We start from the raw sequence: 22,005 nt of genomic DNA, 5'->3' as shown, positions 1-22,005 counted from the left end.
GGCTAAGAAAAACGCATTCCGTGGTGATTTGGCCGACCGGCTTGCTGCCACGTTAAACAAGTCGCTAAAAGGTCGGGATATCGAACCGACCGGCGATCTCGGTCGGTTTTTTCGTGTTTGGAGCGACGATCATGACGACATCCGGCAACTGGCGCCCCGCTACCAGCCTCGTTCACGGCGGCACGACGCGCTCGCATCACGGGGAAACGTCGGAAGGCCTCTTCCTTACCCAGGGCTTCGTCTACGACAGCGCCGAAGCTGCCGAGCGGCGCTTCAAGGGCGAGGATCCGGGCTTCGTCTATTCGCGCTACGCCAACCCGACCGTCGACATGTTCGAAAAGCGCATGTGCATGCTGGAAGGCGCCGAGGACGCGCGCGCCACGGCATCCGGCATGGCTGCGGTTTCTGCCGCTCTGATGTGCCAGGTAAAGGCGGGCGACCATGTCGTCGCGGCACGCGCTCTCTTCGGTTCCTGCCGGTGGGTCGTCGAAACGCTGATGCCGAAATACGGCATCGAGACCACGCTCGTCGACGGGCGCGATCTCGACGCGTGGCAGGGCGCGGTCCGGGACAACACGAAGGTCTTGTTCCTGGAAAGCCCGACGAACCCGACCCTCGAAGTGGTCGACGTGAAGGCGGTCGCCGACATCGCGCACGCCGCCGGCGCGACCCTCGTCATCGACAACGTCTTCGCGACGCCCCTCTTCCAGAAGCCGCTGGAACTGGGTGCCGACGTCGTCGTCTATTCGGCGACGAAGCACATCGACGGTCAGGGGCGGTGCCTCGGCGGCATCGTGCTTTCCTCGAAGGAATGGATCGACGAGAACCTGCACGACTATTTCCGCCATACTGGCCCGTCCATGTCGCCATTCAACGCCTGGACGCTCCTGAAGGGGCTCGAAACCCTTCCGCTGCGCGTCGCGGCGCAGACGCGCAACGCGGCCCTCATCGCCGATCGCCTGGCGGACCATCCCGCCGTCGAGCGCGTGATCTACCCCGGCCGCGCAGACCATCCGCAGGCCGAAACCATCGCCCGGCAGATGAAGGGCGGCTCGACCCTCGTCGCCTTCGAGATCGCCGGCGGCAAGCCGGCGGCGTTCGCCTTCCAGAACGCGCTTTCGATCGTCGAGATCTCGAACAATCTCGGCGATGCGAAGAGCCTCGTCACGCATCCGGCGACGACGACGCACAAGAACCTCGCCGAAGAGGCCCGCGCCGAACTCGGCATCAACGACGGCACGCTGCGCCTTTCGGCCGGCATCGAGGACGGCGACGACCTGCTCGAAGACGTCGATCGCGCTCTCGCCGCGATCAGCGCGGTTCGCTGAACGCCCGGCCGGCGAGCACGATACGCGAGAAGGCCGTATAGAGGCAGATCACCGCGAAGATCCACGCGATCGACGCGAAGTGTGCCGGGAACAGGCAGAACAGCGCGAAGGCGATGAAGGTCTCGCTCGCCTCCGCCAGCCCGGTGGAGAAGTAGAGCGACTTCTTGCCCCGCGCCTCGCTCGTCATCGTGCGTTTTTCCGCCATGATGGCGTAGGCGAGGAAGCTCGCGCCATTGGCATAGAACGAAAAGAGAAGCACCGCGCCGGCAAGGCCGTTCGCGTGCGGATCGTTGATCACGAAGGCGAGCGGAACGGCACCGTAGAAGACGTAGTCGAGGACGATGTCGAGATAGCCGCCATAGTCGGTGGCCCGTTCGGCGGCCTTCGCCACCGCCCCGTCGAGCCCGTCGCAAAGCCGGCTCACCACCATTACGGCGAGCCCTGCCAGCGGATGGCCGAACGCTACGAACGCCGCGCCGACGATGCCGAGGGCGAACGCCGCGAGCGTGACCGCGTTTGGTGTGACGCCGAGCGCGGCAAGCCGGCGTCCGCCGGCATGGAGCAGCGGATCGATCGCCCTGCGCGCGACGCCGTCGAGCATGGTCTCTCCTCAAGGTTGCCGTTCCGCATAGTTTCGCGGCGTTAAGGTTAGCAAAAGGTCAAGCGTGTGCGCGCGGCGATGACGCGATATGTCTGGTGGTGGAACGAAACCGGACGGCAGGCAATTCCGCGCGCCGCCCCGGCCACAGCCGAGAGTTTCCATGTACCGCGCTGTCACACGCTCCATCGCGATCGAGGTCGAGCCGTTCTTCCTCGCCGAGCAGTCCGAGCCGGACGAGCACCGCTACGTCTGGGCGTATCGCGTGAAGATCACCAACGGATCGGACAATACCGTGCAGCTCGTCTCGCGACGCTGGCACATCATCGACGAGGCGGGCCGTGCCGAACGGGTGGAAGGCAACGGCGTCGTCGGCAAGCAGCCCGTGCTGGAACCGGGCGAATCCTACGAATACACCTCCGGCTGTCCGCTGGAGACGCCGTCCGGCATGATGCGGGGGCAATATACGATGCGCATCAAGGGCGGCGAGACCTTCGCGGTGGAGATCCCCGCCTTCTCGCTCGACCTGCCGGGGCGCACGCCGACGCTGAACTGAACGCCGGCAAGGACCCCGTACGCATTCCCCGCAGGCAGACGGCAACTGCGCCTATTCGCTCGTGCCCTCGATCTCGTCCGGCGAAAACACGTACTCCGTCGAGCAGAATTCGCAGGTCACGGCGATGCGCCCGTCCTCGACGCTTTCGGCGATCTCCTCGGCGGAGAAGTTGTCGAGCACCGTCTTGATCTTCTCGCGCGAACACGTGCACCGGTCGTAGACGCCCGCCGGATCGAAGACCCGCACGCCGCGCTCGTGAAAGAGCCGGAAGAGGAGCCGCTCGGAACTGACCTGCGGATCGGTCAGTTCGTCGATGTCGATGGTCTCCACCATCGCCTTCGCCTCGGCCCAGGAATCGTCGTCGTCCGTCTCGGGTTCCTCGACACCGTCCGGAACGTCGCCGCCCGGCAGGTCCGGCTGGCGCATGCGTTCCGGCGCTTCGGGCAGGAACTGGATCATCAGCCCGCCGGCACGCCAGTGATGGCGCGTCTCCCCGGTCTCGTCGCGCTCGTAGAGTTCGGCGACGCCGAGGCGCACATGCGTCGGGATCTGCTCGGACTGGCGGAAATAGGCCATGGCGATCTCCTCCAGCGAGGAGCCGTCGAGTTCCACCACGCCCTGGTAGCGCTGCATGTGCGGGCCCTGGTCGATGGTAAAGGCGAGGATGCCCTTGCCGATGAGTTCCGGCGGTGAAAGCGCGTTCTGCGCGACGGCGCGCGCCAGCGCCTCCTCGTCGAAGCGGGCATAGGCACGCACGGCGTCCGGAGAGGCAAAATCGGCGACCAGCAGGTCGACCGGCCCGTCGCCCTGCGTCTGCACGATCAGCTTGCCGTCGAACTTGAGCGCGGTACCGAGCAGGACGGTCAGCGCGATCGTCTCGGCAAGCAGCCGCGCAACCGGCTCCGGATAGGCGTGCCGGGCGAGGATGGTATCGAGAAGCGGTCCGAGCTGGACAGCGCGTCCGCGCACATCCAGTCCCTCGACCTGAAAGGGAACGACGTTGTCGTCGCCGGCGAAGCCGAATTCGCCCAGTCTGGCGGCTTGCTCTGCCATGGTTCATGCCTTCGAGCGGGCCCGCTCCGGCAAGCCGGAACACGGGCGGAGCGTCGGCAACGCACATCGCGTCCGGACGAACCGGAGCGGAATGCGGGGCCGGTGGGGAAAAAGATCGTCGGGTGGCCGGTTCAGGCCACGCCGAAGCACCACGTAAGCACGGCCTTCTGCGCGTGCAAGCGGTTCTCCGCTTCGTCGAACACGACGGAGCTTGACCCGTCGATGACGCCGTCGGTCACTTCCTCCCCGCGATGGGCGGGCAGGCAATGCATGAAGAGGGCGTCCGATCCGGCCTTTGCCATCAGCGCCTCGTCGACGCGATAGGGCGTGAAGACGTTGTGGCCGCGCGCGCGATGCTCGCGGTTCATCGAGATCCACGTGTCGGTGACGACGCAATCGGCGCCCGAAACGGCCGCTTCTGGGTCCTGCGTAATGAGGACTTCGCCGCCATTGCCCCGCGCCCAGTCGACGAAGCGCGCATCCGGTTCCGAACCTTCCGGCACGGCGACGTTCATGCGGTAGCCGAAGCGCGCCGCACCCTCGATGAGGGAATGAAGCACGTTGTTGCCGTCGCCCGACCAGGCGATCGTGCGCCCCTTCACGGAACCGCGATGCTCCTCGAAGGTCATGATGTCGGCCATGGTCTGGCAGGGATGGGTGTCGTCCGTCAGCCCGTTGATGACGGGCACCGTCGCATGCTCGGCCATTTCCAGAAGCCGGTCGTGCTCCAGCGTGCGGATCATGATCGCGTCGACGTAGCGCGAGAGCACCTTCGCGGTGTCGGCGATCGTCTCCGCGCGGCCGAGCTGCATCTCGGTGCCGGACAGGAAGAGCGTCTCGCCGCCGAGCTGGCGCATGCCGACGTCGAAGGAGACGCGCGTACGCGTCGAGGGCTTCTCGAAAATCATCGCCAGCATCTTGCCGGCAAGCGGCTTGTCGGCGGTGCCGGCGCGCGTGGCATCCTTGCGCGCGCGGCCGGAATCGAGGATGGCGCGGAGCTCTTCGCCGGAGACGGCCGAAAGGTCGAGGAAGTGCCGGGGTGATCCGTCGAGGGGTGCAGCGTTCATCGCGAGGTCTCCTCTAGGCCGGTTGCGCGGCGGGTTTGGCCGAAAGCCGGCCGGCGGCCCGCTCGATGCGCGCCAGACCGTCGCGCGCCTCCTCGGCGGAAACGACGAGCGGCGGCAACAGGCGCACGACATTGTCGCCCGCCGGGATCGCCAGAAGGTTTTCCGCTCGCATGGCGTCGACGAGGTCGCCGTTCTTGCAGGCGCATTTCAGGCCGAGCATCAGCCCTTCGCCGCGGATCTCCGCGACGACATCGGGGTGGGTATCGCCGATCGCGGCGAGCCCCTGGCGAAAGACCAGCGCCATGTCGCGCACGTGCTCCATGAACCCGTCGGCCAGCACCAGATCGAGAACCGCGTTGCCGACGGCCATGGCGAGTGGATTGCCGCCGAAGGTCGTGCCGTGGGTGCCGGCGGTCATGCCGGCCGCGGCCTCGGCCGTCGCCAGGCACGCGCCGAGCGGAAAGCCGCCGCCGATGCCCTTGGCGACGCCGAGGATATCCGGCGTAATGCCCGACCATTCGTGCGCGAAGAGCTTGCCGGTGCGCCCGACCCCCGTCTGCACCTCGTCGAGGACGAGCAGGATGCCGTGCTCGTCGCACACGGCACGCAGGTGCTGGAGTTCCTCGTTGGAGACGACGCGGATGCCTCCCTCGCCCTGGATCGGCTCGATGAGGAGGGCGGCCGTCTTCTCGTCGATGGCTTCTGCAAGGGCGGCTCTGTCGCCGAGCGGCACCTGCTTGAAGCCGTCGGCCTTCGGGCCGAAGCCTTCCAGATGCTTCGGCTGGTTACCGGCGGCGATGGTACCGAGCGTGCGGCCGTGGAAGGCGCCCTGGAAGGTGATGATGTCGACGCGCTCGGGCCGGCCGTTGACGTAGTGGTAGCGCCGCGCGGTCTTGATCGCCGCTTCCATCGCTTCCGCGCCGGAATTCGAGAAGAACACCTTGTCGGCGAAGGACGCCGCTGCGAGCCGGCGGCCGAGGCGCTCCTGACCGGGGATCTCGTAGAGGTTCGACAGGTGCCAGACCTTTTCGGACTGCTCCTTCAGCGCCGCCACGAGATGCGGATGGGCATGGCCGAGCGCGTTGACGGCGATGCCGGCGCCGAAATCGAGATATCGTTCGCCGTTGTCCGCCGTCAGCCAGACGCCTTCGCCTCGCTCGAAGCGCAACGGCGCCCGGGCATAGGTGTCGAAGAGTGGCGAAGCGCTGTCCATGGCGAACTCTCCCTGATCGTTGCAGCAGGAAACGGGAGAGCCGGCGGGCCTGCCGGAGCCGGCCCGTTGTGAACCGCTGCGAGAAAAAGAAAAAACCGCCTCACGGGCGGTAACGAGCACTATTGTCGTTTCGCACATTCCTGTCAACAAACGCCGGTTTGCCGGGCTTCGGCACGAACATGACCCGGCGGATACCAAGTTGGGGAAAACCGGAAAAAGGATTCCGGTCGATTCGGCCGACTCTTGACCAGCGAGTCAAGCGGCAGTTAACGTTTTGGTAACGGACCCAGACTGCATGCGGCGGACCTGGTTACCGACATCATCCGTATCGCGTTCCGGCGCCGGCCCTGCCGGCGTCTCGATGCCGGATTCCGTTTGGTATGACCATTTTACGGGGTTTTTTTACGATGAGCTGGACAGAAGAACGCATCGAGAAGCTGAAGAAGCTATGGGCCGACGGCCTGAGCGCAAGCCAGATCGCGACACAGCTTGGCGGCGTCAGCCGCAATGCCGTCATCGGCAAGGTCCACCGTTTGAGCCTGCCGGGACGCGCCAAGAGCTCGAGCGCAACCGCGCCGGCGCGCCCGAAACGCACCACTTCCGCACCGAAGGCGCCGAACTATGCGAGCCGGGCCGGCCAACGCAGCATGCCGCGCACCGCCGGCGCCACGGCCCTGAAGCAGGAAGTCGCCTTCGAGGCGACGCCGGTCGCAGACGCGCGCCCCGTCGACGACGTCGTCGTGCCGATGGCGCGTCATCTGGAGCTCATCGAACTGACCGAGCACACCTGCAAATGGCCGGTCGGCGATCCCCTTCAGGACGATTTCCATTTCTGCGGCAACGATGCCGGCGACAGCGGCCCCTATTGCCGCTACCACGCCAAGCTCGCCTTCCAGCCCTCGTCCGAACGTCGTCGCGCCGCGAAGGCCTGACGCTCGAACGATCGGACGACGGGGTACGACACCGGCCCCGTCTTCCGCTACGAGCAGTCCATGCCGCCACGCGGGGAACGCGTCCGGCAATATGGCGGTGCGTCAACTTTCCAGTGCGTAGCCCGCGCCGCGCACGGTGCGGATGACGTCGCCCGTTCCGCCCATGTTGAGCGCCTTGCGCAGGCGGCCGATATGCACGTCGACCGTTCGCTCGTCGACATAGATGTCGTGGCCCCAGACCCCGTCGAGGAGCTGCGAGCGCGAAAAGACGCGGCCCGGCGCGCTCATCAGGAACTCCAGCAGCCGGAACTCCGTCGGTCCGACGCGCACCTCGCGTCCCTTTCGGTGAACGCGGTGGGTCGTGCGATCCAGTTCGACGTCGCCGCTCGTCAATACGTTCGTCACCACTTCCGGCTTCGCACGACGCAGCATCGCGGCGACGCGGGCGACGAGCTCGGGCGTCGAGAACGGCTTGACCACGTAGTCGTCGGCGCCGATCGCGAGCCCGCGCACCCGCTCGCTTTCCTCGCCGCGCGCCGTCAGCATGATGATCGGCAGGCGCGCGCTTTCCGCGCGTGCCCGCAACCGGCGGCAAAGCTCGATGCCGGAGACGGCGGGCAGCATCCAGTCGAGAACGAGAAGATCCGGCAAAGCCTCGACGAGGCGAAGCTCCGCCTCGTCGCCGCGCGTGACGACCTCGACGGCGTAGCCTTCGGCCTCGAGATTGTACTTGAGCAGGATGCCGAGGGCTTCCTCGTCCTCGACGACCATGATCCGCGGCTTGATACTCATTGGGCGGTCCGCTCTTCAGCCCGGCGTCACAGCGAAGTCGCGCCGACGCTGTGCGTCTCGTCTTCCTTCGGCCGTTCGGCGGGAAGCTGCGAGCCGGTGGCCATGTAGTAGACGGTTTCCGCGATGTTCGTGGCGTGATCGCCGATACGCTCGATGTTCTTCGCGCAAAAGAGCAGATGCGTGCACGCGGTAATGTTGCGCGGATCCTCCATCATGTAGGTGAGAAGCTCGCGGAACAGCGACGTGTAGATGGCGTCGATCTCCTCGTCGCGCTCGCGGATCGCGTCGGCGACCTCGTGCGAGCGCGAGGAATAGGCGTCGAGCACTTCCTTGAGCTGCGTCAGCGCGAGTTCGGAAAGGTGTTCCAGCCCGCGCACCAGCTTCTTCGGCTGCGTCATCGCCTGCACCGCGATGACCCGCTTGCCGATATTCTTGCCGAGATCGCCGACGCGCTCGAGATCCGAGGCGATGCGGATCGAACCGATGATCTCGCGAAGGTCGGAGGCCATCGGCTGGCGCTTGGCGATGACGACGACGGCGCGCTCGTCGATCTCGCGCTCGGCGCGGTCGAGCTCGGCGTCCTCGGCGATCACGCGTTGCGCCATGTCCGTATCGCCATTGACGAGAGCCGCGACCGAATCCGCGACGATGCGCTCGGCGACGCCGCCCATCTCGGCGATGCGCCGGACCAGATACTGCAGCTCTTCGTCGAAGGAGGCGACGGTGTGCGATTGCGGCATGGCCACGTTCCTCTTTCAATCCGGACGGTTCGTTCGTTCCCAGTCTCGGCCCAGTTCCGGCCCGGCTCCGCCCGGCCTGCCCGGAATGCGGGCGTCGACGCGCCCGCGAAACGGTGCACCGGTTTCGAAGCGCTGTCTATGACACGCGGATAACACGAATATGACAACGCTGCCGCGCGGGCACGAAGCGGTGGCGTTCAGGCTCGCTTGAAGCGCACGAGGAAGACCGAACCCTCGCCGAGCCGCGAACGGACGATCAGTCGGGCGCGGTGTCGCGTCAGGATATGCTTGACGATCGCAAGCCCCAGCCCCGTGCCCTTCTTGGCCCGGCTCGTCTCGACGTCGACCCGGTAGAAGCGCTCCGTCAGACGGGGCACGTGCTCGGCCGGAATGCCCGGCCCGTAATCGCGCACGGCGACGTCGACCATGCCTTCCGGCGTGTCCGATCCATCCGCCGGACCGGCGATCGAAACTTCCACCCTCTCGCCCGACTGGCCGTACTTGCACGCGTTCTCGACGAGGTTCTGGAAGACCTGGATGAGTTCGTCACGATCGCCGAGCACGACCGCCTCCTCGCTTGCCGGCGTGAAGGCGAGTGCGACGCCGAGTTCTTCGGCCTGCGGTCGCAGCGCGTCGCACACATGTTCGATGAGGCCGACGAGAGCGATGCGGTCGGACGGCGCCACATGGGCGCGCAATTCCAGCCTGGAAAGCGACATCAGATCCTCGACGAGGCGGCCCATGCGCTCTGCCTGCTCGAGCATGATGGCGAGGAAGCGCTCGCGTGCCGCCGTATCCTCCTTCGCCGGCCCCTGAAGGGTTTCGATGAAGCCGGTCATGGAGGCGAGCGGCGTACGCAGCTCGTGGCTCGCATTGGCTACGAAATCAGACCGCATGCGGTCCATGCGCCGCGCTTCGGTAATGTCCTGGAAGGTGAGCAGGAAGCGCCCCGCATCTTCCGCCGCTTCATCGAGCGGGGCGATGTGAACCTGATACCAGCGCTCGGACGGAACGCGGTCGGAATGTTCGATCGTGCCCGTGCGCCGTTCGGCGACCGCCTCGCGCACCATGTCGAGAACGCCCGGCGAGCGGATCCGCGCGGAAAGGTGCGCGCCCCTTGCGACCGGACCGAAGAGCGCGGATGCCGCCGCATTGGCCTCGACGACCGCGCATGTATCGTCGAGCAGGAAGGCCGGCTCGGCGATCGCCGCGAGTACGGCGCGCTGCGCGGCGGCCACCTCGTCCGCACCGCCGCGATTGCGATGGCGCGCGGCAAGCCGCTCCACGCGCGAGCGAGCGGGCACGAGAGCGGCAAGGAGAACCAGAACGAAGCCCCCGAAGGCCACGAACGGCATTCCCGCCCTTAGTCCCAGCACGAGCGTGAGGACGAAGGCGACGAAGAGCGGGTAACGCGCGCGGCGAAGCCGCCACGATGCCCCTTCGGCCCATGGTCCGCGCCACCATTTGTCCTCAGGATCGTCCGAACTCATCCGCCGCGCCTCGCGCCCGCCTTATTGGGCCCGACTGTCGCGCACGCCGGCAGCGAAGAGATCGACCGGGCTCGGATTGCCGCCGATATCGGTATTGATGAGAAGGCTGCCGGCAGCTTGCGCAGCCGATTTTCCCGTCAGGTCGACATCGAAGACGACATCCGTCATTTCCGGATCGATGGTGAAGCGGCGCCGGCTGCAATCGCCGAGCGCGCCGAAATCGCATTCGATCGCCACCTCCGCGCCCTTGCCGGAAACGCCGCGAAGGTTGAGCGCGACCGTGGTAACGCGGCCGGCCATGAAGGAAAGCGTCTCAGCGGGAATCCGGATGCGGATGTCCCCGCTTTCGTCCGGGTTCTTCGATATGAGCCGCAGGGCGGCACCCCGCTCGGCCGAAACGGGACGGATCGATGCGTCCGGGCCGGGTTCCGCGCTGCCCTTCACCGCATCGTCGCCGGGCGCGAGGATCGGTTTCCAGGCACCGACGAAACCGCCCTCGGTGAAGAGATCGTCCGGCACGCCGTTGCCGGCGGAATCGAACTTCGCGAACGTGCCGGGTCCCGGCCCGCGGTTGGGCTCGTCCAAAAGGCCGATCTGGCCGACGAGCCAGAGGCCGAAGAGCACGAAGACGAGCAGCGATACCAGGAGGAAGCTGTTGGAGAGCCACCGAAGGGCACTCCGGCCGAAAATCGGCGCATCGCCCTGCGCGGTAGCATCACGCTCGGCCTTGCGCTGCTTGCGACGTCCGCGCCGGCCGGTAGCCGGTGCCGTCTTCGCGGTGTCGCGGCGATCCGGCTCGATCGGCGTTGCGGCCGCCGCCATTTCCGCCGGTCCGGCGTCGCGTTCTCCACGACCTTCCTCGCGCGCGTCCCGGCCCCTTCGAAAGAGCACAGTTCGGCGGCTGGTGGTTTTCCTCTTCGACGCCTCGCTTCCTTCATCGGCTCGCCGGTCGGCGGCAAGGCCGGAGAAGACGTCGGCGCCCTCGCCCGTATCCGACCGCTCTTCCTCGGGCGAGCCCAAGGCCGGGGCTTCGCCATGCGCCGGCGCACGATCGTCACCCGCGACGGGCGGAACGGAGCCGACCGCGCCGTCTTCGGATCTCAGATCGACGCTCGGCACGGGCTCCGAAGCCCGGTCCGGCTCGTCCGTCTCCGGCTCCGCATCCGTCTCGGAAGGCGCTCGCTCGTCGACCGGCGCCGAATGGAGTTCACGATGGGTCGTATCGGGTGTGTCGGAGACCGCCGGGTTCGCAGGCGCGTCGGCTTCCGGTTGCGTAGCCTCTTCGGAAGCCTGCTCGTCGGAACGCGGCGCTTCGTCCTGAACCGCAGGTTCGTCCGCGGTCTTCTCGCCTTCGATGGTTTCGACGGCTCTTACGAAGCGGCTGCGTTGGGCCTCTATCGTGCGTTCGTCGAGATCGCCGCGCTCGGCGAGCGCCCTTTCGAGGGAAACGCGAACGCGCTCGTAGACCCGGCTGCGGGCCTCGGCGTCTTGCGCACCCGCGCGGTCAATCGCGGCGCGAATTGCGGATTCCAATCCGTTCACGCTTCGTCTTTCCGCCTTCGCCTCGCGCATCGGCGCCTTCGGTACCGCCTGCGCCGTGAAACCGCAAGCCGCCGAAGGCCGAACGATGGGCCGGTTTCTCGACAATCGCCGCACCGACCCTTGAAATCGAGCGGCGATAACGGTATCGACGCGCGTGCCGGCCGGCCAAGCCCGCCGGCGGGCCGCTTTAGCTCAGTTGGTAGAGCACGTCATTCGTAATGACGGGGTCGTCAGTTCGAGTCTGACAAGCGGCACCATTTTCCTCATTCGGCCCCTCGTTGCAGGGGCCCGATGCGGCCCTTTCGGATTTCACGAAGAAGCAAGCGGCATCGCCAGACCATACGATCACGGCTGGGCGATGGCCGTAGGGCGATGACTGCGGGGAATTCGATGCGGCTGCGCTTTCCTTCGAGCCACGCGTTCCACCACGGCAGGCTTTCGATCGAGGCAGACGCGGACGACGAAGGCCGGAACGGGCCTGAATGTCTCGTGGAGTTCGCCGACGGCATCATGGTCGTCGCCGAACTCAACGAGCTGGACGAAGGCTACCGGCTTTCCGTTCCGGGCTATGCGACGATGCGCGGCACGCAGATCGCCGCCCGTCGATGGCGACTGGTCCGCGATGCGAAGGGCGTGTGGCGGTCGCAGCGTGACGGTTGAGCCGCTTCGGACGCGAAGCAAGCGCGAACGCCGGAACAAGGCGAACGGGTACCGCAATCGGCGGGAACGCACGACGGCGAGCCTTCCGGTCCGACGCGAACGCACCATGCGCCTTCTTCGCCGCCGTGACGCGGACCGCACGATGCATCGTGACCCGACCGTGCCCGCTACCCGTCTCGCCTCGATGTCAGCCGCGCTCGTTCCTTTCGTCGCTCTCCATCGTGGCGCCGGCTCGCGCCATGATCGCCCGCACGCGCAGTTGACGCGCTTCCGCCCGGGCTCGGGCCGCCTCGTAGCCGAGCCCCCACCGTGCGCAATCGCCGGCGAAGAGCCAAGTCGCCCGAGCCTCGTTTTCGAGCTGCGCGGCGCGATGCGCCGGCTTGCCGGGCTCGGGCATGCTCGAATTGTTCCCCGTACCGCTCATGGTTAAACCATAGCAGGGGCATCGCGGAAATCACGTTCGGGCGTGCAATTTTCAGGGGAAAACCTGTCCGCGATAACCTTTTTACGACGCTCGCGATCGCCGAAGACTTCTCGCCCGGATCCGCCTCCGCCGCTCCCTCGACGGGGGCATGCGATGCTTCGTCTTGGGTCGCCTTTAACCACGTCTTAATAAAGCATTGGATGCAAAAGGCTGATTTTGCTTAGTGTCGGCGCGGAAATGATAAAACAATCGACAGGGCTGGACATTGGATATGGTACAGGATCAGGCGGACACCGCCTTCGCCGGCGAACTTGCCGACACGCTGCAAAGTGAGATGAAACAGGACGCCGCCTCCCCCGTGGCAAAGGCGAGCGATCGGACGACCAGCGGCGAACGCCGCGATGGGGTGCCCGCACGCCTTCCGCGGCGCATCGCCGGCGGCTTCGAGGGTCTCGGCACCGATCTCGAACGACGTTCGCGCGAATGGCGCCGGACCTATCGGCTGATGGAACAGCAGCGCCCACAGCTCGAAAGCGCCGAGGCCGAGCGCGATCGCCTTCACGAACTGCTCGAGCGGACGATGAAGGAAGTCAACGAGGCCAACCGCATCTTCAAGGAAGCCGTCGAACGGACCAAGCAGGGCGATGTCTCTTCCGACCTGGCGCCGCAGTTCGACCGTTGCCAGACCAGCCTCGAAGAGCTGGAAAACGTCGCCGAAACGCTTTCGGCGAACATGCTTGCCATGCGCAGCACCTGGGAACAGTACGCCCGCACGATCCTCAAGGCGCAGAAGATGCGCGAAGAGGTTCGCGAAAACGGCGCGCCGCAGGCTCGCCAGACCACCGCTTCGAGCTGAACCTTTTCCCGCTGCCCGAAGGCAGCGGGATTTCTGCCTGCAGGCGAGCAGGCCGGGATCGGCGACTTGCCTTCGCACGCCTTCTCGCGCAGCTTCGATGCATGTGAACATGCATCGAAGGGCGAAAGCACCATGGCCGAGAAGACCATAGCGAAACGGCTTCGCATCACTGGGAATGTGCAGGGCGTGAGCTTCCGCGCCTTCACGCACGATACCGCCGAGGAAGCCGGCCTCGACGGCTGGGTGCGCAACGAGGCGGACGGCAGCGTCCGCGCGCTTGTGAGCGGGCCCCGCGACAGCGTGGAACGCCTCGTCGAACGGCTGCGCACCGGCCCGCCCGGCGCCTGGGTCGACGCTATCGAGGAAGAAGATGCCACGGGCGAAACCGTGCCCGCGGGCTTTCACGTCACCGGCTGACGCCCTTTCTCAAACGGAGCGGATCGAGCCGCCGTCGCAGCGCACCAGCCCGCCGGTCATGTAGCTCGCCGGTCCGCCGACGAGGAAGGCCGCGACGGAGGCGAACTCCTCCACCGTTCCATAGCGTCCGGCGGGGATCGCCTTGCGTGCCGCCTCGCGCACCGCATCGACGGAAAGGTCGTTGCGCTTGGCGTTGGCGGCATCGAGCTCGTCGACGCGCTCGGTCTGGATGCGACCGGGCAACAGCAGATTGAACGTGATGCCGTCGGCGGCGAGTTCGTTCGACATCGACTTCGACCATCCGACGAGCGCCGAGCGCAGCGCATTCGACAGGCCGAGATTGGGGATCGGCTGCTCGACGCCCGACGATGCGACCGTCAGCACGCGCCCCCAGCCGCTTTCCCGCATCGCCGGTACGAAGCGGGCGGTAATGTCCATCACCCGACGGACCATCATGTCGAACTGCCGGGCGACGACCTCGCTGTCGGCCTCGCTCATCGCGCCGGGCGGCGGACCGCCGGTATTGTTGACGAGGATGTCGAGCGCGCAGAAGCGTTCCTTTACCGCCGCCTCGAGATGGTCGACCACGGACGGATCGGCGAGATCGGCGTGCGTATGCGTGACGGTACCACCACCGAGCGCGGTGATGGCCCCGGCGGCTTCGGCGAGCTTGTCCTCGCTGCGCCCGCATATGATGACATCGGCGCCTTCGCGCGCCAGCCGTTCGGCGATGGCGCGGCCGAGCCCGCGCGACGAGGCAAGAACGAGGGCGCGCTTGCCTGCAATTTCCAGATCCATGAAACTCTCCCTGTGCCTTCGCCTCGATACCCGCTGCCCGCAGAGATGAAAAGGCTGCGAGCGGGCGCTCGGTTCCTTCGAACAGGCGACGAGCATCGTGTCCGCCCTTCGCCCTTCGCCCTTCGCCGTAGGACTGGCGCAGTTCCGGCGCGGCTGCTACACGGGCCGCGCCTATTCCCCAGCAGAAGAAGACGCGTGATGTTCTCGAACACCTTTCCAGATCGAGCGACGATGGCAAAGCTCGCCGCCGGCATGCTGCTCGAGATCGAGGCCGTGCATTTCAGGGCCGACGAGCCCTTCACCTTCACTTCGGGGCTCGCGAGCCCCGTCTACATCGATTGCCGCAAGCTGATCTCCTATCCGCGCGTGCGCTCGGCGCTGATGGATTTCGCCGCCGCGACCATCCTCAGGGACGCGGGCTTCGCACGCTTCGATGCGGTGGCCGGCGGCGAGACGGCGGGCATTCCCTTTTCCGCGCTGATCGCCGAGCGCCTCGAACTGCCCATGCAGTACGTGCGCAAGAAGCCGAAGGGGTTCGGCCGCAACGCGCGCATCGAAGGGGCGGTGAAGGAAAACGATCGCGTCCTGCTTGTCGAGGACCTGGCGACCGACGGCGGCAGCAAGGTCTCCTTCGTCGAGGCGCTGCGCGAGGCAGGCTGCGAGTGCACGCACGCCTTCGCCGTCTTCTACTACGACATCTTCCCCGGCGCGCTCGACCGGCTTGCGGAGAAGAACATCCGGCTGCATTACCTGACGACCTGGTGGAACGTGCTCGACGCCGCGCGCGAGGCGGGCACCTTCGACGAAGCGACGCTCGGCGAGGTCGACGCGTTCCTGAAGTCCCCGCTCGCCTGGTCGAAGAAGAACGGCGGCATCGACGCACTGCCCGCACGCTGAGCGGCGGTTCTTCCTTCTGCGACGACGAGCTGGAGCTGGTGCCCCCGGCCGGGGTCGAACCGGCACTCCTTGCGGAACGCGATTTTGAGTCGCGCGCGTCTACCAATTCCGCCACGGGGGCCGCCGACCGAGGCCGAACGGTGCGCGAACTATACGGGCCGACCTTGCCGCGTCAACACGCGTCGTCCGCCGATCGCCCACGCGGTCGTAAACGGGTTGTTTACGGCCGCGTGTTTTCGCTTTAGAGCGTCCGGGCGATTTCGCCAGACGGCCCCTCGAACCGGAAATCCAGATGCTTCGACGCCTTTATGACTGGACGATGTCGCTCGCCGGCCGGAAATCGGCCGAAGTCTGGCTTGCCGTCATCGCCTTCATCGAAAGTTCGGTCTTTCTCGTGCCGGCGGACGTGCTCTTCGTGCCGATGGGGATCGCGCGGCCCGAACGAGCCTGGCGCTATGCGCTGGTCGCGACCGTCTTTTCGGTGCTCGGTGGCATCGCCGGCTGGTTCCTCGGCCACTTCGCCTATACCCAGATCGCCGTGCCGATCCTCGATTTCTACGGCAAGCTCGACACCTTCGAGGCCCTGCGCAACTCCACTTCGCCGGACTGGGTGCTGCTTCTCCTCGTCACCTCCGGGCTCGCGCACCTGCCGCCCATCAAGGTGGTGACGATCCTTTCGGGCGCGGTCGGCGTCAATCTGTGGCTGTTCATCGCCTCGGCGATCGTCGCGCGCGGAGCGCGTTTCTACCTGATCGCCTTTTTGTTGCGGCGCTACGGCGAGCCGATCCGCCACTTCATCGAAAAGCGGCTCGGCGCACTCTTCGCAGCCGTTGCCGGTGTCGTCATCGTCGGCGCGACCGCCTACCACTTCCTGTTCTGACGGCGTCGAAGGAGACCGGCATGGCACGCACCGACACCGGAGGTTTCCTCGCCTGGGCGGCCCTTGGCCTCGCCGTGGCGATGGCCGTTGTCATCGGCATCGCGCTCGGTTTCGAGCATATTGGCGGCTACATGCCGTGCGAACTGTGCCTGAAGGAACGCATTCCCTATTACGTCGGCGTGCCGGTCATGCTCGCGGCCTTCGTCGCAGCGCTCGCGGGCGCGCCGACGGCGCTGACGCGTGGCCTGATCGCAATCGGCGGCATCGCCATGCTGGTCGGCGCGGGGCTCAGCATCTATCACGCCGGGGTGGAATGGCATTTCTGGCCGGGACCGTCGAGCTGTACCGGCACGGGCGATGCGAGCAGCGACGCCGGCAATCTTCTCGAAAGTCTCGATACCGTGACGCCGCCCTCCTGCGACACGGCGGCCGGTCGTTTCCTCGGACTGTCGTTTTCGGGCTGGAACGTGGTGGCGACGCTCGTGCTCGCGGCACTCGCCTTCGCCGCGGCCCTGCGCGGACCTCGCGCAAGCGGCGTTCAGGGCTCCAGTTCGACGTCCCAGTAGAGATAGTCGAGCCAGCTTTCGTGCAGGTAGTTCGGCGGGAACAGCCGGCCGTTCTCGTGCAGGTCGTGCACCGTCGGCTGGTAGGGTTTCTGCTGCGGGAACATGCGCGCGGCGCGCGGCATCTTCCCCCCCTTCTTCAGGTTGCAGGCCGAACACGCGGCGACGACGTTGTCCCACGTCGTCTCGCCGCCGCATCGCCGCGGCGTCACGTGGTCGAAGGTCAGGTCCTCGCCGCAGCCGCAATACTGGCACTGGAAACGGTCGCGCAGGAAGACGTTGAAGCGGGTGAAGGCCGGGTAGCGCGAAGGCTTGACGTAGCTCTTGAGGCACACCACGCTCGGCAGCTTCATGGAAAAGCTCGGCGAGGAAACCGCCTGCTCGTATTCGGCGACGATGTTCACGCGGTCGAGAAAGACGGCCTTGATCGCATCCTGCCAGCACCAGAGCGAAAGCGGGTAGTAACTCAGCGGCCGGTAGTCGGCGTTCAGAACAAGGGCAGGCAGCGCCTGCGGCGAAACTGCAATCGTCACGCTATTCTCCCGAACGATTCACGATCGTCCCGAATATATTAGGCGCGTTGCGACATGAATGTGAAGCCGTTTCACGCCGTTCTGATCGTCCACGCACCCGAGAGCGGCCTTTCCTAGACGATTGGCAGCACATTGCGGCGAATCTCGAGCGAATAGTAGGCCCAGAAGAGCCTCGCCGCGACGCCACGCCACGGCGACCATGCCTGCGCGATGCCGGCGAGCACGCCTGCCGAAGGTCTCGTATCCAGCGCGAAGGCGTAGCGAACGGCATTCTGGAGCGCGACGTCGCCGGTCGGGAAGATGTCCGGGTGGCCGGCGCAGAAAAGCAGGTACACCTCGGCTGTCCACCGGCCGATGCCGGGCAGTTCCGTCAGCTCCGCGATCGCGCGTTCGCCCGGCAGTGCGCAAAGGCCGGCAAGGTCGAGTGCGCCGCTTTCGACCGTGGCCGCGAGATGGACAAGCGTGCGTTCCTTGGCACCCGAAAGGCCGATGGCACGGTGTGCGGACGAACCGAGGTGCAAGAAGGCGGCCGCCGTCGGCGGATCGGTGTGCGCCACGAGCCGCTTCCAGATCGCCTCCGCGCTCTCGCGCGAGATCATCTGTCCGACGACGATGCGCGCAAGACCGGCAAAGCCCGGAACGTCGCGGCGCAGGGGCACGGTGCCGACGCGTTCGGCAAGCGGTGCCAGCCGCGGATCGGCCGCGACGAGTGCCGCAACGCCGCGGGCGACGTCTTCGGCACCCTCGATCCGCCGCATCCGTGTCGGCTCGGCTTCGCCCATGCCCATGCCGATGCTCATACGCCGAGCCATAGCAGTGCCGACGCGAAGATGCCAGAAAGGGCCATGACCGATGGAGCCGACGGCCCGCAGGCCGACATTTGGACCGAAACCGCGGGCAATCCGCCCGTCTTCCGCTTCGCGCCGAGCCCGAACGGACGTCTGCACCTCGGACACGGCCTCTCCGCACTCCTCAACCAACGCGCCGCGAACGCATCCGGCGGCCGCCTGCTGCTGCGCATCGAGGATATCGACACCACCCGCTGCACACCGGCCTTCGAGGCGGCGATTTACGAGGACCTCGCCTGGCTGGGCCTGCGCTTGGAAGAGCCGGTACGCCGGCAGTCGCGCCATTTCGCAGACTATCGCGATGCCCTCGATACCCTGATCGATGCCGGCCTCGCCTATCCGTCCTTCCGCACCCGCGGGGAGGTGCGCCGCGAAGCCTCGGAGGCCGAGGAAGACGGCAGGCCGTGGCTGCGCGATCCCGATGGCGCACCGCTCTACCCCACCGACGAGCGGGAGACCGACACGGCTACCCGGCAGGCGTTCATCGAAGCCGGCCGGCCGCATGTCTGGCGGCTCGACATGGACCGCGCGCTCGCCCATGCGGGCCTGCCGCTCGAATGGGAGGAGACCGGTGCGGGACCGGACGGCGAAACCGGTGTCGTTACGGCCGATCCTGCGAGCTGGGGCGATATCGTGCTTGCGCGCCGCGACGTGCCGGTCAGCTACAATCTCGCCGTCGTCCTCGACGATGCGCTGCAGGGCGTCACGCACGTCGTACGCGGGCGCGACCTCTTCCATGCGACGTCGATCCATCGGCTCCTGCAGGTGCTTCTCGGCCTGCCCACGCCGGCCTACCACCACCATCGCCTGCTCCTCGGCGAGGATGGCCGCAAGCTTTCCAAGAGCCGCGGCGACACCGCGCTCTCGGCCCTTCGCGAAGCCGGGACGACGCCCGCCGACATCGCCCGCATGGTCGGGCTTTCGCCGGACGCTACTGCTTGAGCGCCAGGATCGAGGCGTTGAGCTCGGCACCGAGGATGAAGATGACGGAGATCATGTAGAGGAAGACGAGCGCGATCATGATCGAGGCGAGGCCGGCATAGGTGTAGACGTAGCTCTGGAAGCTCTGCAGGTAGGCGGAGAAGACGGAGGCGCCGGCGAGCCAGCACGTCAGGGTGAGGACGACCCCCGGCAGCACGTCGACGAAGCGCCGGTGGCCGGCCGGCAGCCAGATATGCACCGTCACGAGGCCGAGCAGGAGCACGAAGCCGGCGGCGACGACGCGCCAGTTGTCGACGAGCGAGATCGCCGGCGCCAGGACCGGCAATCCTTCCTTCAGGAGGCCGGCGAGCAGCGGCGAGAGCACGATCAGCACGCTGATGGCGAGAAAGACGAGCACGGCGAGGATGACGAAGAGCAGGCTTTGCGCGCGCGTCCAGACGATCGAGCGCCGATCGGATACGCGGTAGGCGCGGTTCAGCGACACGCGCAACGCCTCCACCCCGTTCGAGGCGAAGAAGGCGGCGGCGAGCACGCTGATCGTCAGGAGGCCCTTGTGCTGCTCGGTCATGACCCGCGTCGCTTCCGTCGCGATCGGCTTGGCGATGACGCTCGGCCAGGTGTCGAAGATCAGGTGGCGCGTCGTGTCGGCGAAGTCGCTGGCGCCGAGGAAGCTCGCGAGTGCCGTGCCGAAAAGGATGAAGGGAAAGAGCGCCAGGATGATCGAAAGCGCGACGTGGCTCGCCATCGCCCAACCGTCGTCGGCGTTGAAATGACCCACGGCGTTGGCGACGATCCGCCAGCTGAGCCTGAGCACGTTATGCATGGACCACCCACGATTGTCTCACCGGGTGGAATATGGGAAAGCGGATGCGAACGGAATACACCCGGACCATGCAGCGCGCGAAAACCATTCTGATCACCGGCTGTTCCTCCGGCATCGGCGCCCATTGTGCGCGGCGTCTGGCAGGCGACGGGTGGCGCGTCTTCGCCACCGCCCGCAAGGACGCCGACCTCGCCGCGCTCGAAGCGGACGGGATCGAGGCCTTCCGGCTGGACTATCGCGACGGCGACAGCATCGCCGAGCTCGTTCGGGACGTGCTGGCACTTACCGACGGCCGGCTCGACGCACTCTTCAACAATGGTGCGCATGGCCAGGCGGGGGCTGCGGAAGATCTTTCGCCGGAGGCGCTGCGTGACCAGCTCGAGGTCGCGCTCGTCGGCTGGCACGACCTGACGCGGCGCGTGGTACCGGCGATGCGCGCACAGGGCGGCGGACGCATCGTCCACTGTTCCTCGATCCTCGGCCTCCTGCCCTATCCGTGGCGCGGCGCCTACTGCGCGGCAAAGCACGGGCTCGAGGGGCTCGCCCTTTCCATGCGCATGGAGCTTGCCGGGTCCGGCATCGGCGTCAGCCTCATCGAGCCGGGACCGATCGCCTCGCGCTTCACCGAACGCGGTCTCGAAACCTTCCGCCGGACCGTCGATGCGGAGCGCTCCTTCCATGCGAAAGCCTACGCCCGACAGATCGAACGTCTGACCGGCGACGACGCGCATGCAAGCGGTGAGGAGCGCCCGGAAGCCGTTTACGCCGTGCTCGCGCGCTGCCTCGCGGCACGCCGGCCGAAGGCACACTACCGCGTGACGCGGCCGGCAAGGCTCGGCGCGGCGATGAAGCGGCTGCTGCCGGCCGAAGCGCTCTACGCCATCCTCGCCCGGCAGGAGTAGCCGCTCGGGCATGGTCAATTCCGCGCTCGGCCTATATGGATCGGGAAAGGCTGCGAAGGGAGGGGAGCGGCATGTCGAGCGTCACCTACATCATCGTGATCGTGGTCATGGCGGCGGTGGCGATCGTGCTCGTACGGGGCCTCTGGAACATGATGCAGGGCGGCGACGCGAACAAGTCGAACAAGCTGATGCAGATGCGCATTATGCTTCAGCTCGTCGCCATCGTCCTCATCGTCGTGACGATCGTGCTCGCGCGCGGCGGACACTGACCGCAAGCCACACCATCCGGTATCGAGAAGAACGCTCCATGGTCGTCCTCAACAAGATCTACACCCGCACCGGCGACGACGGCACGACCGCGCTCGGCAACGGCGAGCGCCGACCCAAATTCGCAACGCGCGTCGCCGCATACGGCACCGTCGACGAGACCAACGCGGTGATCGGCCTCGCGCGGCTTCACACCGCGGAGATGACCGACCTCGACGCCATGCTCGCACGCATCCAGAACGACTGCTTCGACGTCGGCGCCGACCTCGCCCGCCCGGCGAGCGCCGATGAAGCCGAAGGCAAGACGCTGCGGGTGAGCGACGGCCAGGTGGAACGGCTGGAAACGGAGATCGACGCGCTGAACGGCGAGCTGGCGCCGCTTCGCTCCTTCGTGCTGCCGGGCGGCAGCGCGGCCGCGGCCCACCTTCACCATGCCCGCACGGTAGCGCGCCGCGCCGAGCGGCTGATCGCCGAGCTTTCCGACGCCGGCGAAATCGTCAACGCAGCCGCTCTGCGCTACGTCAACCGGCTGTCGGATTTCCTCTTCGTCGCCGCGCGCTGCGCGAACGAAAACGGCAAAACCGACGTGTTGTGGGAACCCGGAAAGAACCGGTAAGGCTCGCGGGCGAACGAATTTTGCGCTAGAAGGCCGCACACCTTTCGCATATCGACAAGCGGATCGAACTCGACCGGTACAGGCTCGAACGATCCGAGCAGGCACGAAAGACGTAAAGGAAGATCGATGAAGGTACTGGTCCCGGTGAAGCGGGTTGTCGACTACAACGTGAAGGTGCGCGTGAAGCCGGACGGCTCGGGCGTCGAACTGGCGAACGTGAAGATGTCGATGAACCCCTTCGACGAGATCGCCGTCGAGGAGGCGCTTC

Annotated in this window: 26 protein-coding genes, 2 tRNA genes, 1 pseudogene and 1 riboswitch; of the genes and pseudogenes, 15 read left to right on the top strand and 14 right to left on the bottom strand. The window is 66.6% G+C overall.

Translation table 11 applies throughout. From position 1 onward, the window contains the following. Positions 1-10: 10 nt before the first annotated feature. A riboswitch (SAM riboswitch) is annotated at positions 11-88 on the top strand. A 43-nt stretch (positions 89-131) separates the two neighbouring features. Next, positions 132-1,328, top strand: a complete 1,197-nt coding sequence (locus tag FJU11_RS16995; RefSeq protein WP_141168270.1) for an O-succinylhomoserine sulfhydrylase — start codon at positions 132-134, stop codon at positions 1,326-1,328. Here FJU11_RS16995 and FJU11_RS16990 read toward each other — a convergent pair. Then, a complete protein-coding gene (locus tag FJU11_RS16990) occupies positions 1,312-1,929 on the bottom strand; it encodes a CDP-alcohol phosphatidyltransferase family protein (RefSeq protein WP_141168269.1) in 618 nt (205 codons plus the stop codon). The genes FJU11_RS16995 and FJU11_RS16990 overlap by 17 nt on opposite strands. Before the next feature lie 160 nt (positions 1,930-2,089). Here FJU11_RS16990 and apaG point away from each other — a divergent pair, with 160 nt between their 5' ends. Then, on the top strand, positions 2,090-2,482 hold the full coding sequence (gene apaG, locus FJU11_RS16985) for a Co2+/Mg2+ efflux protein ApaG (RefSeq protein ID WP_141168268.1): 393 nt from the start codon (positions 2,090-2,092) through the stop codon (positions 2,480-2,482). 51 nt (positions 2,483-2,533) lie between these two features. Here the strand turns inward: apaG and FJU11_RS16980 are convergent, their stop codons facing one another. The 3 genes from FJU11_RS16980 to FJU11_RS16970 form a co-directional block, all read right to left on the bottom strand. Further along, the gene (locus tag FJU11_RS16980) at positions 2,534-3,535 is read right to left on the bottom strand and encodes an Hsp33 family molecular chaperone (protein WP_141168267.1); all 1,002 of its coding nucleotides are present in this window, start codon (positions 3,533-3,535) and stop codon (positions 2,534-2,536) included. A 131-nt stretch (positions 3,536-3,666) separates the two neighbouring features. Continuing rightward, positions 3,667-4,602, bottom strand: coding sequence for an ornithine carbamoyltransferase (argF, locus tag FJU11_RS16975; protein ID WP_141168266.1), 936 nt, complete (start codon positions 4,600-4,602; stop codon positions 3,667-3,669). Between the two features lie 13 nt (positions 4,603-4,615). After that, a complete protein-coding gene (locus FJU11_RS16970; protein ID WP_141168265.1) occupies positions 4,616-5,815 on the bottom strand; it encodes an aspartate aminotransferase family protein in 1,200 nt (399 codons plus the stop codon). Positions 5,816-6,222: 407 nt separating this feature from the next. Between FJU11_RS16970 and FJU11_RS16965 the strand changes: the two genes are divergently transcribed. After that, complete coding sequence (locus tag FJU11_RS16965) at positions 6,223-6,747, top strand: GcrA family cell cycle regulator (RefSeq protein ID WP_141168264.1); 525 nt, start codon at positions 6,223-6,225, stop codon at positions 6,745-6,747. A 102-nt stretch (positions 6,748-6,849) separates the two neighbouring features. Here FJU11_RS16965 and phoB read toward each other — a convergent pair whose 3' ends face one another. The 4 genes from phoB to FJU11_RS16945 all read right to left on the bottom strand — a co-directional run bounded on the left by phoB (position 6,850) and on the right by FJU11_RS16945 (position 11,311). Beyond that, the gene (gene phoB / locus FJU11_RS16960; RefSeq protein ID WP_141168279.1) at positions 6,850-7,533 is read right to left on the bottom strand and encodes a phosphate regulon transcriptional regulator PhoB; all 684 of its coding nucleotides are present in this window, start codon (positions 7,531-7,533) and stop codon (positions 6,850-6,852) included. A 32-nt stretch (positions 7,534-7,565) separates the two neighbouring features. Further along, complete coding sequence (gene phoU / locus FJU11_RS16955) at positions 7,566-8,279, bottom strand: phosphate signaling complex protein PhoU (protein WP_141168263.1); 714 nt, start codon at positions 8,277-8,279, stop codon at positions 7,566-7,568. 197 nt (positions 8,280-8,476) lie between these two features. Next, complete coding sequence (locus tag FJU11_RS16950; protein ID WP_141168262.1) at positions 8,477-9,769, bottom strand: ATP-binding protein; 1,293 nt, start codon at positions 9,767-9,769, stop codon at positions 8,477-8,479. 21 nt (positions 9,770-9,790) lie between these two features. After that, on the bottom strand, positions 9,791-11,311 hold the full coding sequence (locus FJU11_RS16945) for a hypothetical protein (RefSeq protein ID WP_141168261.1): 1,521 nt from the start codon (positions 11,309-11,311) through the stop codon (positions 9,791-9,793). A gap of 181 nt (positions 11,312-11,492) precedes the next feature. On the opposite strand from FJU11_RS16945, the gene FJU11_RS16940 reads away from it, so the two are divergent. Together FJU11_RS16940 and FJU11_RS16935 are read left to right on the top strand one after the other, a co-directional pair. After that, positions 11,493-11,568, top strand: a tRNA-Thr gene (locus FJU11_RS16940). 133 nt (positions 11,569-11,701) lie between these two features. After that, positions 11,702-11,971: a hypothetical protein gene (locus FJU11_RS16935; protein WP_141168260.1), complete on the top strand. Its 270-nt coding sequence runs from the start codon at positions 11,702-11,704 to the stop codon at positions 11,969-11,971. A gap of 187 nt (positions 11,972-12,158) precedes the next feature. Here FJU11_RS16935 and FJU11_RS16930 read toward each other — a convergent pair whose 3' ends face one another. Next, the gene (locus tag FJU11_RS16930) at positions 12,159-12,368 is read right to left on the bottom strand and encodes a hypothetical protein (protein WP_141168259.1); all 210 of its coding nucleotides are present in this window, start codon (positions 12,366-12,368) and stop codon (positions 12,159-12,161) included. 298 nt (positions 12,369-12,666) lie between these two features. On the opposite strand from FJU11_RS16930, the gene FJU11_RS16925 reads away from it, so the two are divergent. After that, on the top strand, positions 12,667-13,251 hold the full coding sequence (locus tag FJU11_RS16925) for a hypothetical protein (RefSeq protein ID WP_141168258.1): 585 nt from the start codon (positions 12,667-12,669) through the stop codon (positions 13,249-13,251). A 132-nt stretch (positions 13,252-13,383) separates the two neighbouring features. Further along, on the top strand, positions 13,384-13,668 hold the full coding sequence (locus FJU11_RS16920; RefSeq protein WP_141168257.1) for an acylphosphatase: 285 nt from the start codon (positions 13,384-13,386) through the stop codon (positions 13,666-13,668). 9 nt (positions 13,669-13,677) lie between these two features. Here the strand turns inward: FJU11_RS16920 and FJU11_RS16915 are convergent, their stop codons facing one another. After that, entirely contained in the window at positions 13,678-14,466 is a 789-nt protein-coding gene (locus FJU11_RS16915) for an SDR family oxidoreductase (RefSeq protein WP_141168256.1), read from the bottom strand. A 198-nt stretch (positions 14,467-14,664) separates the two neighbouring features. Between FJU11_RS16915 and FJU11_RS16910 the strand changes: the two genes are divergently transcribed. Then, positions 14,665-15,363, top strand: a complete 699-nt coding sequence (locus tag FJU11_RS16910; RefSeq protein ID WP_141168255.1) for an orotate phosphoribosyltransferase — start codon at positions 14,665-14,667, stop codon at positions 15,361-15,363. Between the two features lie 36 nt (positions 15,364-15,399). Here the strand turns inward: FJU11_RS16910 and FJU11_RS16905 are convergent. Beyond that, positions 15,400-15,484 (bottom strand) — tRNA-Leu (locus tag FJU11_RS16905). A gap of 171 nt (positions 15,485-15,655) precedes the next feature. Here FJU11_RS16905 and FJU11_RS16900 point away from each other — a divergent pair. Next, positions 15,656-16,243 (top strand): YqaA family protein, encoded by a 588-nt coding sequence (locus FJU11_RS16900; RefSeq protein WP_141168254.1) that lies wholly within the window; start codon positions 15,656-15,658, stop codon positions 16,241-16,243. Between the two features lie 20 nt (positions 16,244-16,263). Continuing rightward, a complete protein-coding gene (locus FJU11_RS16895) occupies positions 16,264-16,809 on the top strand; it encodes a disulfide bond formation protein B (protein WP_141168253.1) in 546 nt (181 codons plus the stop codon). Here FJU11_RS16895 and FJU11_RS16890 read toward each other — a convergent pair. Together FJU11_RS16890 and FJU11_RS16885 are read right to left on the bottom strand one after the other, a co-directional pair. Then, positions 16,782-17,339: an HNH endonuclease gene (locus FJU11_RS16890; protein WP_141168252.1), complete on the bottom strand. Its 558-nt coding sequence runs from the start codon at positions 17,337-17,339 to the stop codon at positions 16,782-16,784. The two genes, FJU11_RS16895 and FJU11_RS16890, sit on opposite strands and share 28 nt — an antisense overlap. 113 nt (positions 17,340-17,452) lie before the next feature. Then, positions 17,453-18,097 carry a DNA-3-methyladenine glycosylase family protein gene (locus FJU11_RS16885; RefSeq protein WP_141168278.1) on the bottom strand — a complete coding sequence of 215 codons (645 nt, stop codon included), beginning with the start codon at positions 18,095-18,097 and terminating at the stop codon, positions 17,453-17,455. Between the two features lie 87 nt (positions 18,098-18,184). Here FJU11_RS16885 and gluQRS point away from each other — a divergent pair, with 87 nt between their 5' ends. Then, positions 18,185-19,129, top strand: coding sequence for a tRNA glutamyl-Q(34) synthetase GluQRS (gene gluQRS, locus FJU11_RS16880; protein ID WP_141168251.1), 945 nt, complete (start codon positions 18,185-18,187; stop codon positions 19,127-19,129). Here gluQRS and FJU11_RS16875 read toward each other — a convergent pair. Further along, positions 19,119-19,952 (bottom strand): YihY/virulence factor BrkB family protein, encoded by an 834-nt coding sequence (locus FJU11_RS16875; protein WP_141168250.1) that lies wholly within the window; start codon positions 19,950-19,952, stop codon positions 19,119-19,121. The two genes, gluQRS and FJU11_RS16875, sit on opposite strands and share 11 nt — an antisense overlap. A 68-nt stretch (positions 19,953-20,020) precedes the next feature. On the opposite strand from FJU11_RS16875, the gene FJU11_RS16870 reads away from it, so the two are divergent. The 4 genes and pseudogenes from FJU11_RS16870 to FJU11_RS18685 form a co-directional block, all read left to right on the top strand. Beyond that, complete coding sequence (locus FJU11_RS16870; protein WP_141168249.1) at positions 20,021-20,854, top strand: SDR family oxidoreductase; 834 nt, start codon at positions 20,021-20,023, stop codon at positions 20,852-20,854. Positions 20,855-20,925: 71 nt separating this feature from the next. Continuing rightward, entirely contained in the window at positions 20,926-21,123 is a 198-nt protein-coding gene (locus FJU11_RS16865) for a twin transmembrane helix small protein (protein ID WP_141168248.1), read from the top strand. Between the two features lie 38 nt (positions 21,124-21,161). Continuing rightward, positions 21,162-21,737: a cob(I)yrinic acid a,c-diamide adenosyltransferase gene (locus FJU11_RS16860; RefSeq protein WP_141168247.1), complete on the top strand. Its 576-nt coding sequence runs from the start codon at positions 21,162-21,164 to the stop codon at positions 21,735-21,737. 126 nt (positions 21,738-21,863) lie between these two features. Beyond that, a pseudogene (locus FJU11_RS18685) lies at positions 21,864-22,005 on the top strand (electron transfer flavoprotein subunit beta/FixA family protein); the annotation flags it as partial.

Source organism: Pararhizobium mangrovi (genome assembly GCF_006516965.1).
Classification (GTDB): Bacteria; Pseudomonadota; Alphaproteobacteria; order Rhizobiales; family Rhizobiaceae; genus Pararhizobium_B; species Pararhizobium_B mangrovi.
The sequence above is the reverse complement of the archived record's forward strand: the minus strand, read 5'-3'. Positions and strand labels throughout refer to the sequence as shown.

Coding starts and splice junctions, on each gene's coding strand:
- FJU11_RS16995 (WP_141168270.1), top strand. CDS start 132: ATGACGACATCCGGCAACTGGCGCCCCGCTACCAGCCTCGTTCACGGC.
- FJU11_RS16990 (WP_141168269.1), bottom strand. CDS start 1,929: ATGCTCGACGGCGTCGCGCGCAGGGCGATCGATCCGCTGCTCCATGCC.
- apaG (WP_141168268.1), top strand. CDS start 2,090: ATGTACCGCGCTGTCACACGCTCCATCGCGATCGAGGTCGAGCCGTTC.
- FJU11_RS16980 (WP_141168267.1), bottom strand. CDS start 3,535: ATGGCAGAGCAAGCCGCCAGACTGGGCGAATTCGGCTTCGCCGGCGAC.
- argF (WP_141168266.1), bottom strand. CDS start 4,602: ATGAACGCTGCACCCCTCGACGGATCACCCCGGCACTTCCTCGACCTT.
- FJU11_RS16970 (WP_141168265.1), bottom strand. CDS start 5,815: ATGGACAGCGCTTCGCCACTCTTCGACACCTATGCCCGGGCGCCGTTG.
- FJU11_RS16965 (WP_141168264.1), top strand. CDS start 6,223: ATGAGCTGGACAGAAGAACGCATCGAGAAGCTGAAGAAGCTATGGGCC.
- phoU (WP_141168263.1), bottom strand. CDS start 8,279: ATGCCGCAATCGCACACCGTCGCCTCCTTCGACGAAGAGCTGCAGTAT.
- FJU11_RS16950 (WP_141168262.1), bottom strand. CDS start 9,769: ATGAGTTCGGACGATCCTGAGGACAAATGGTGGCGCGGACCATGGGCC.
- FJU11_RS16935 (WP_141168260.1), top strand. CDS start 11,702: ATGCGGCTGCGCTTTCCTTCGAGCCACGCGTTCCACCACGGCAGGCTT.
- FJU11_RS16930 (WP_141168259.1), bottom strand. CDS start 12,368: ATGCCCGAGCCCGGCAAGCCGGCGCATCGCGCCGCGCAGCTCGAAAAC.
- FJU11_RS16925 (WP_141168258.1), top strand. CDS start 12,667: ATGGTACAGGATCAGGCGGACACCGCCTTCGCCGGCGAACTTGCCGAC.
- FJU11_RS16920 (WP_141168257.1), top strand. CDS start 13,384: ATGGCCGAGAAGACCATAGCGAAACGGCTTCGCATCACTGGGAATGTG.
- FJU11_RS16915 (WP_141168256.1), bottom strand. CDS start 14,466: ATGGATCTGGAAATTGCAGGCAAGCGCGCCCTCGTTCTTGCCTCGTCG.
- FJU11_RS16910 (WP_141168255.1), top strand. CDS start 14,665: ATGTTCTCGAACACCTTTCCAGATCGAGCGACGATGGCAAAGCTCGCC.
- FJU11_RS16900 (WP_141168254.1), top strand. CDS start 15,656: ATGCTTCGACGCCTTTATGACTGGACGATGTCGCTCGCCGGCCGGAAA.
- FJU11_RS16895 (WP_141168253.1), top strand. CDS start 16,264: ATGGCACGCACCGACACCGGAGGTTTCCTCGCCTGGGCGGCCCTTGGC.
- FJU11_RS16885 (WP_141168278.1), bottom strand. CDS start 18,097: ATGCGGCGGATCGAGGGTGCCGAAGACGTCGCCCGCGGCGTTGCGGCA.
- gluQRS (WP_141168251.1), top strand. CDS start 18,185: ATGACCGATGGAGCCGACGGCCCGCAGGCCGACATTTGGACCGAAACC.
- FJU11_RS16875 (WP_141168250.1), bottom strand. CDS start 19,952: ATGCATAACGTGCTCAGGCTCAGCTGGCGGATCGTCGCCAACGCCGTG.
- FJU11_RS16870 (WP_141168249.1), top strand. CDS start 20,021: ATGCAGCGCGCGAAAACCATTCTGATCACCGGCTGTTCCTCCGGCATC.
- FJU11_RS16865 (WP_141168248.1), top strand. CDS start 20,926: ATGTCGAGCGTCACCTACATCATCGTGATCGTGGTCATGGCGGCGGTG.
- FJU11_RS16860 (WP_141168247.1), top strand. CDS start 21,162: ATGGTCGTCCTCAACAAGATCTACACCCGCACCGGCGACGACGGCACG.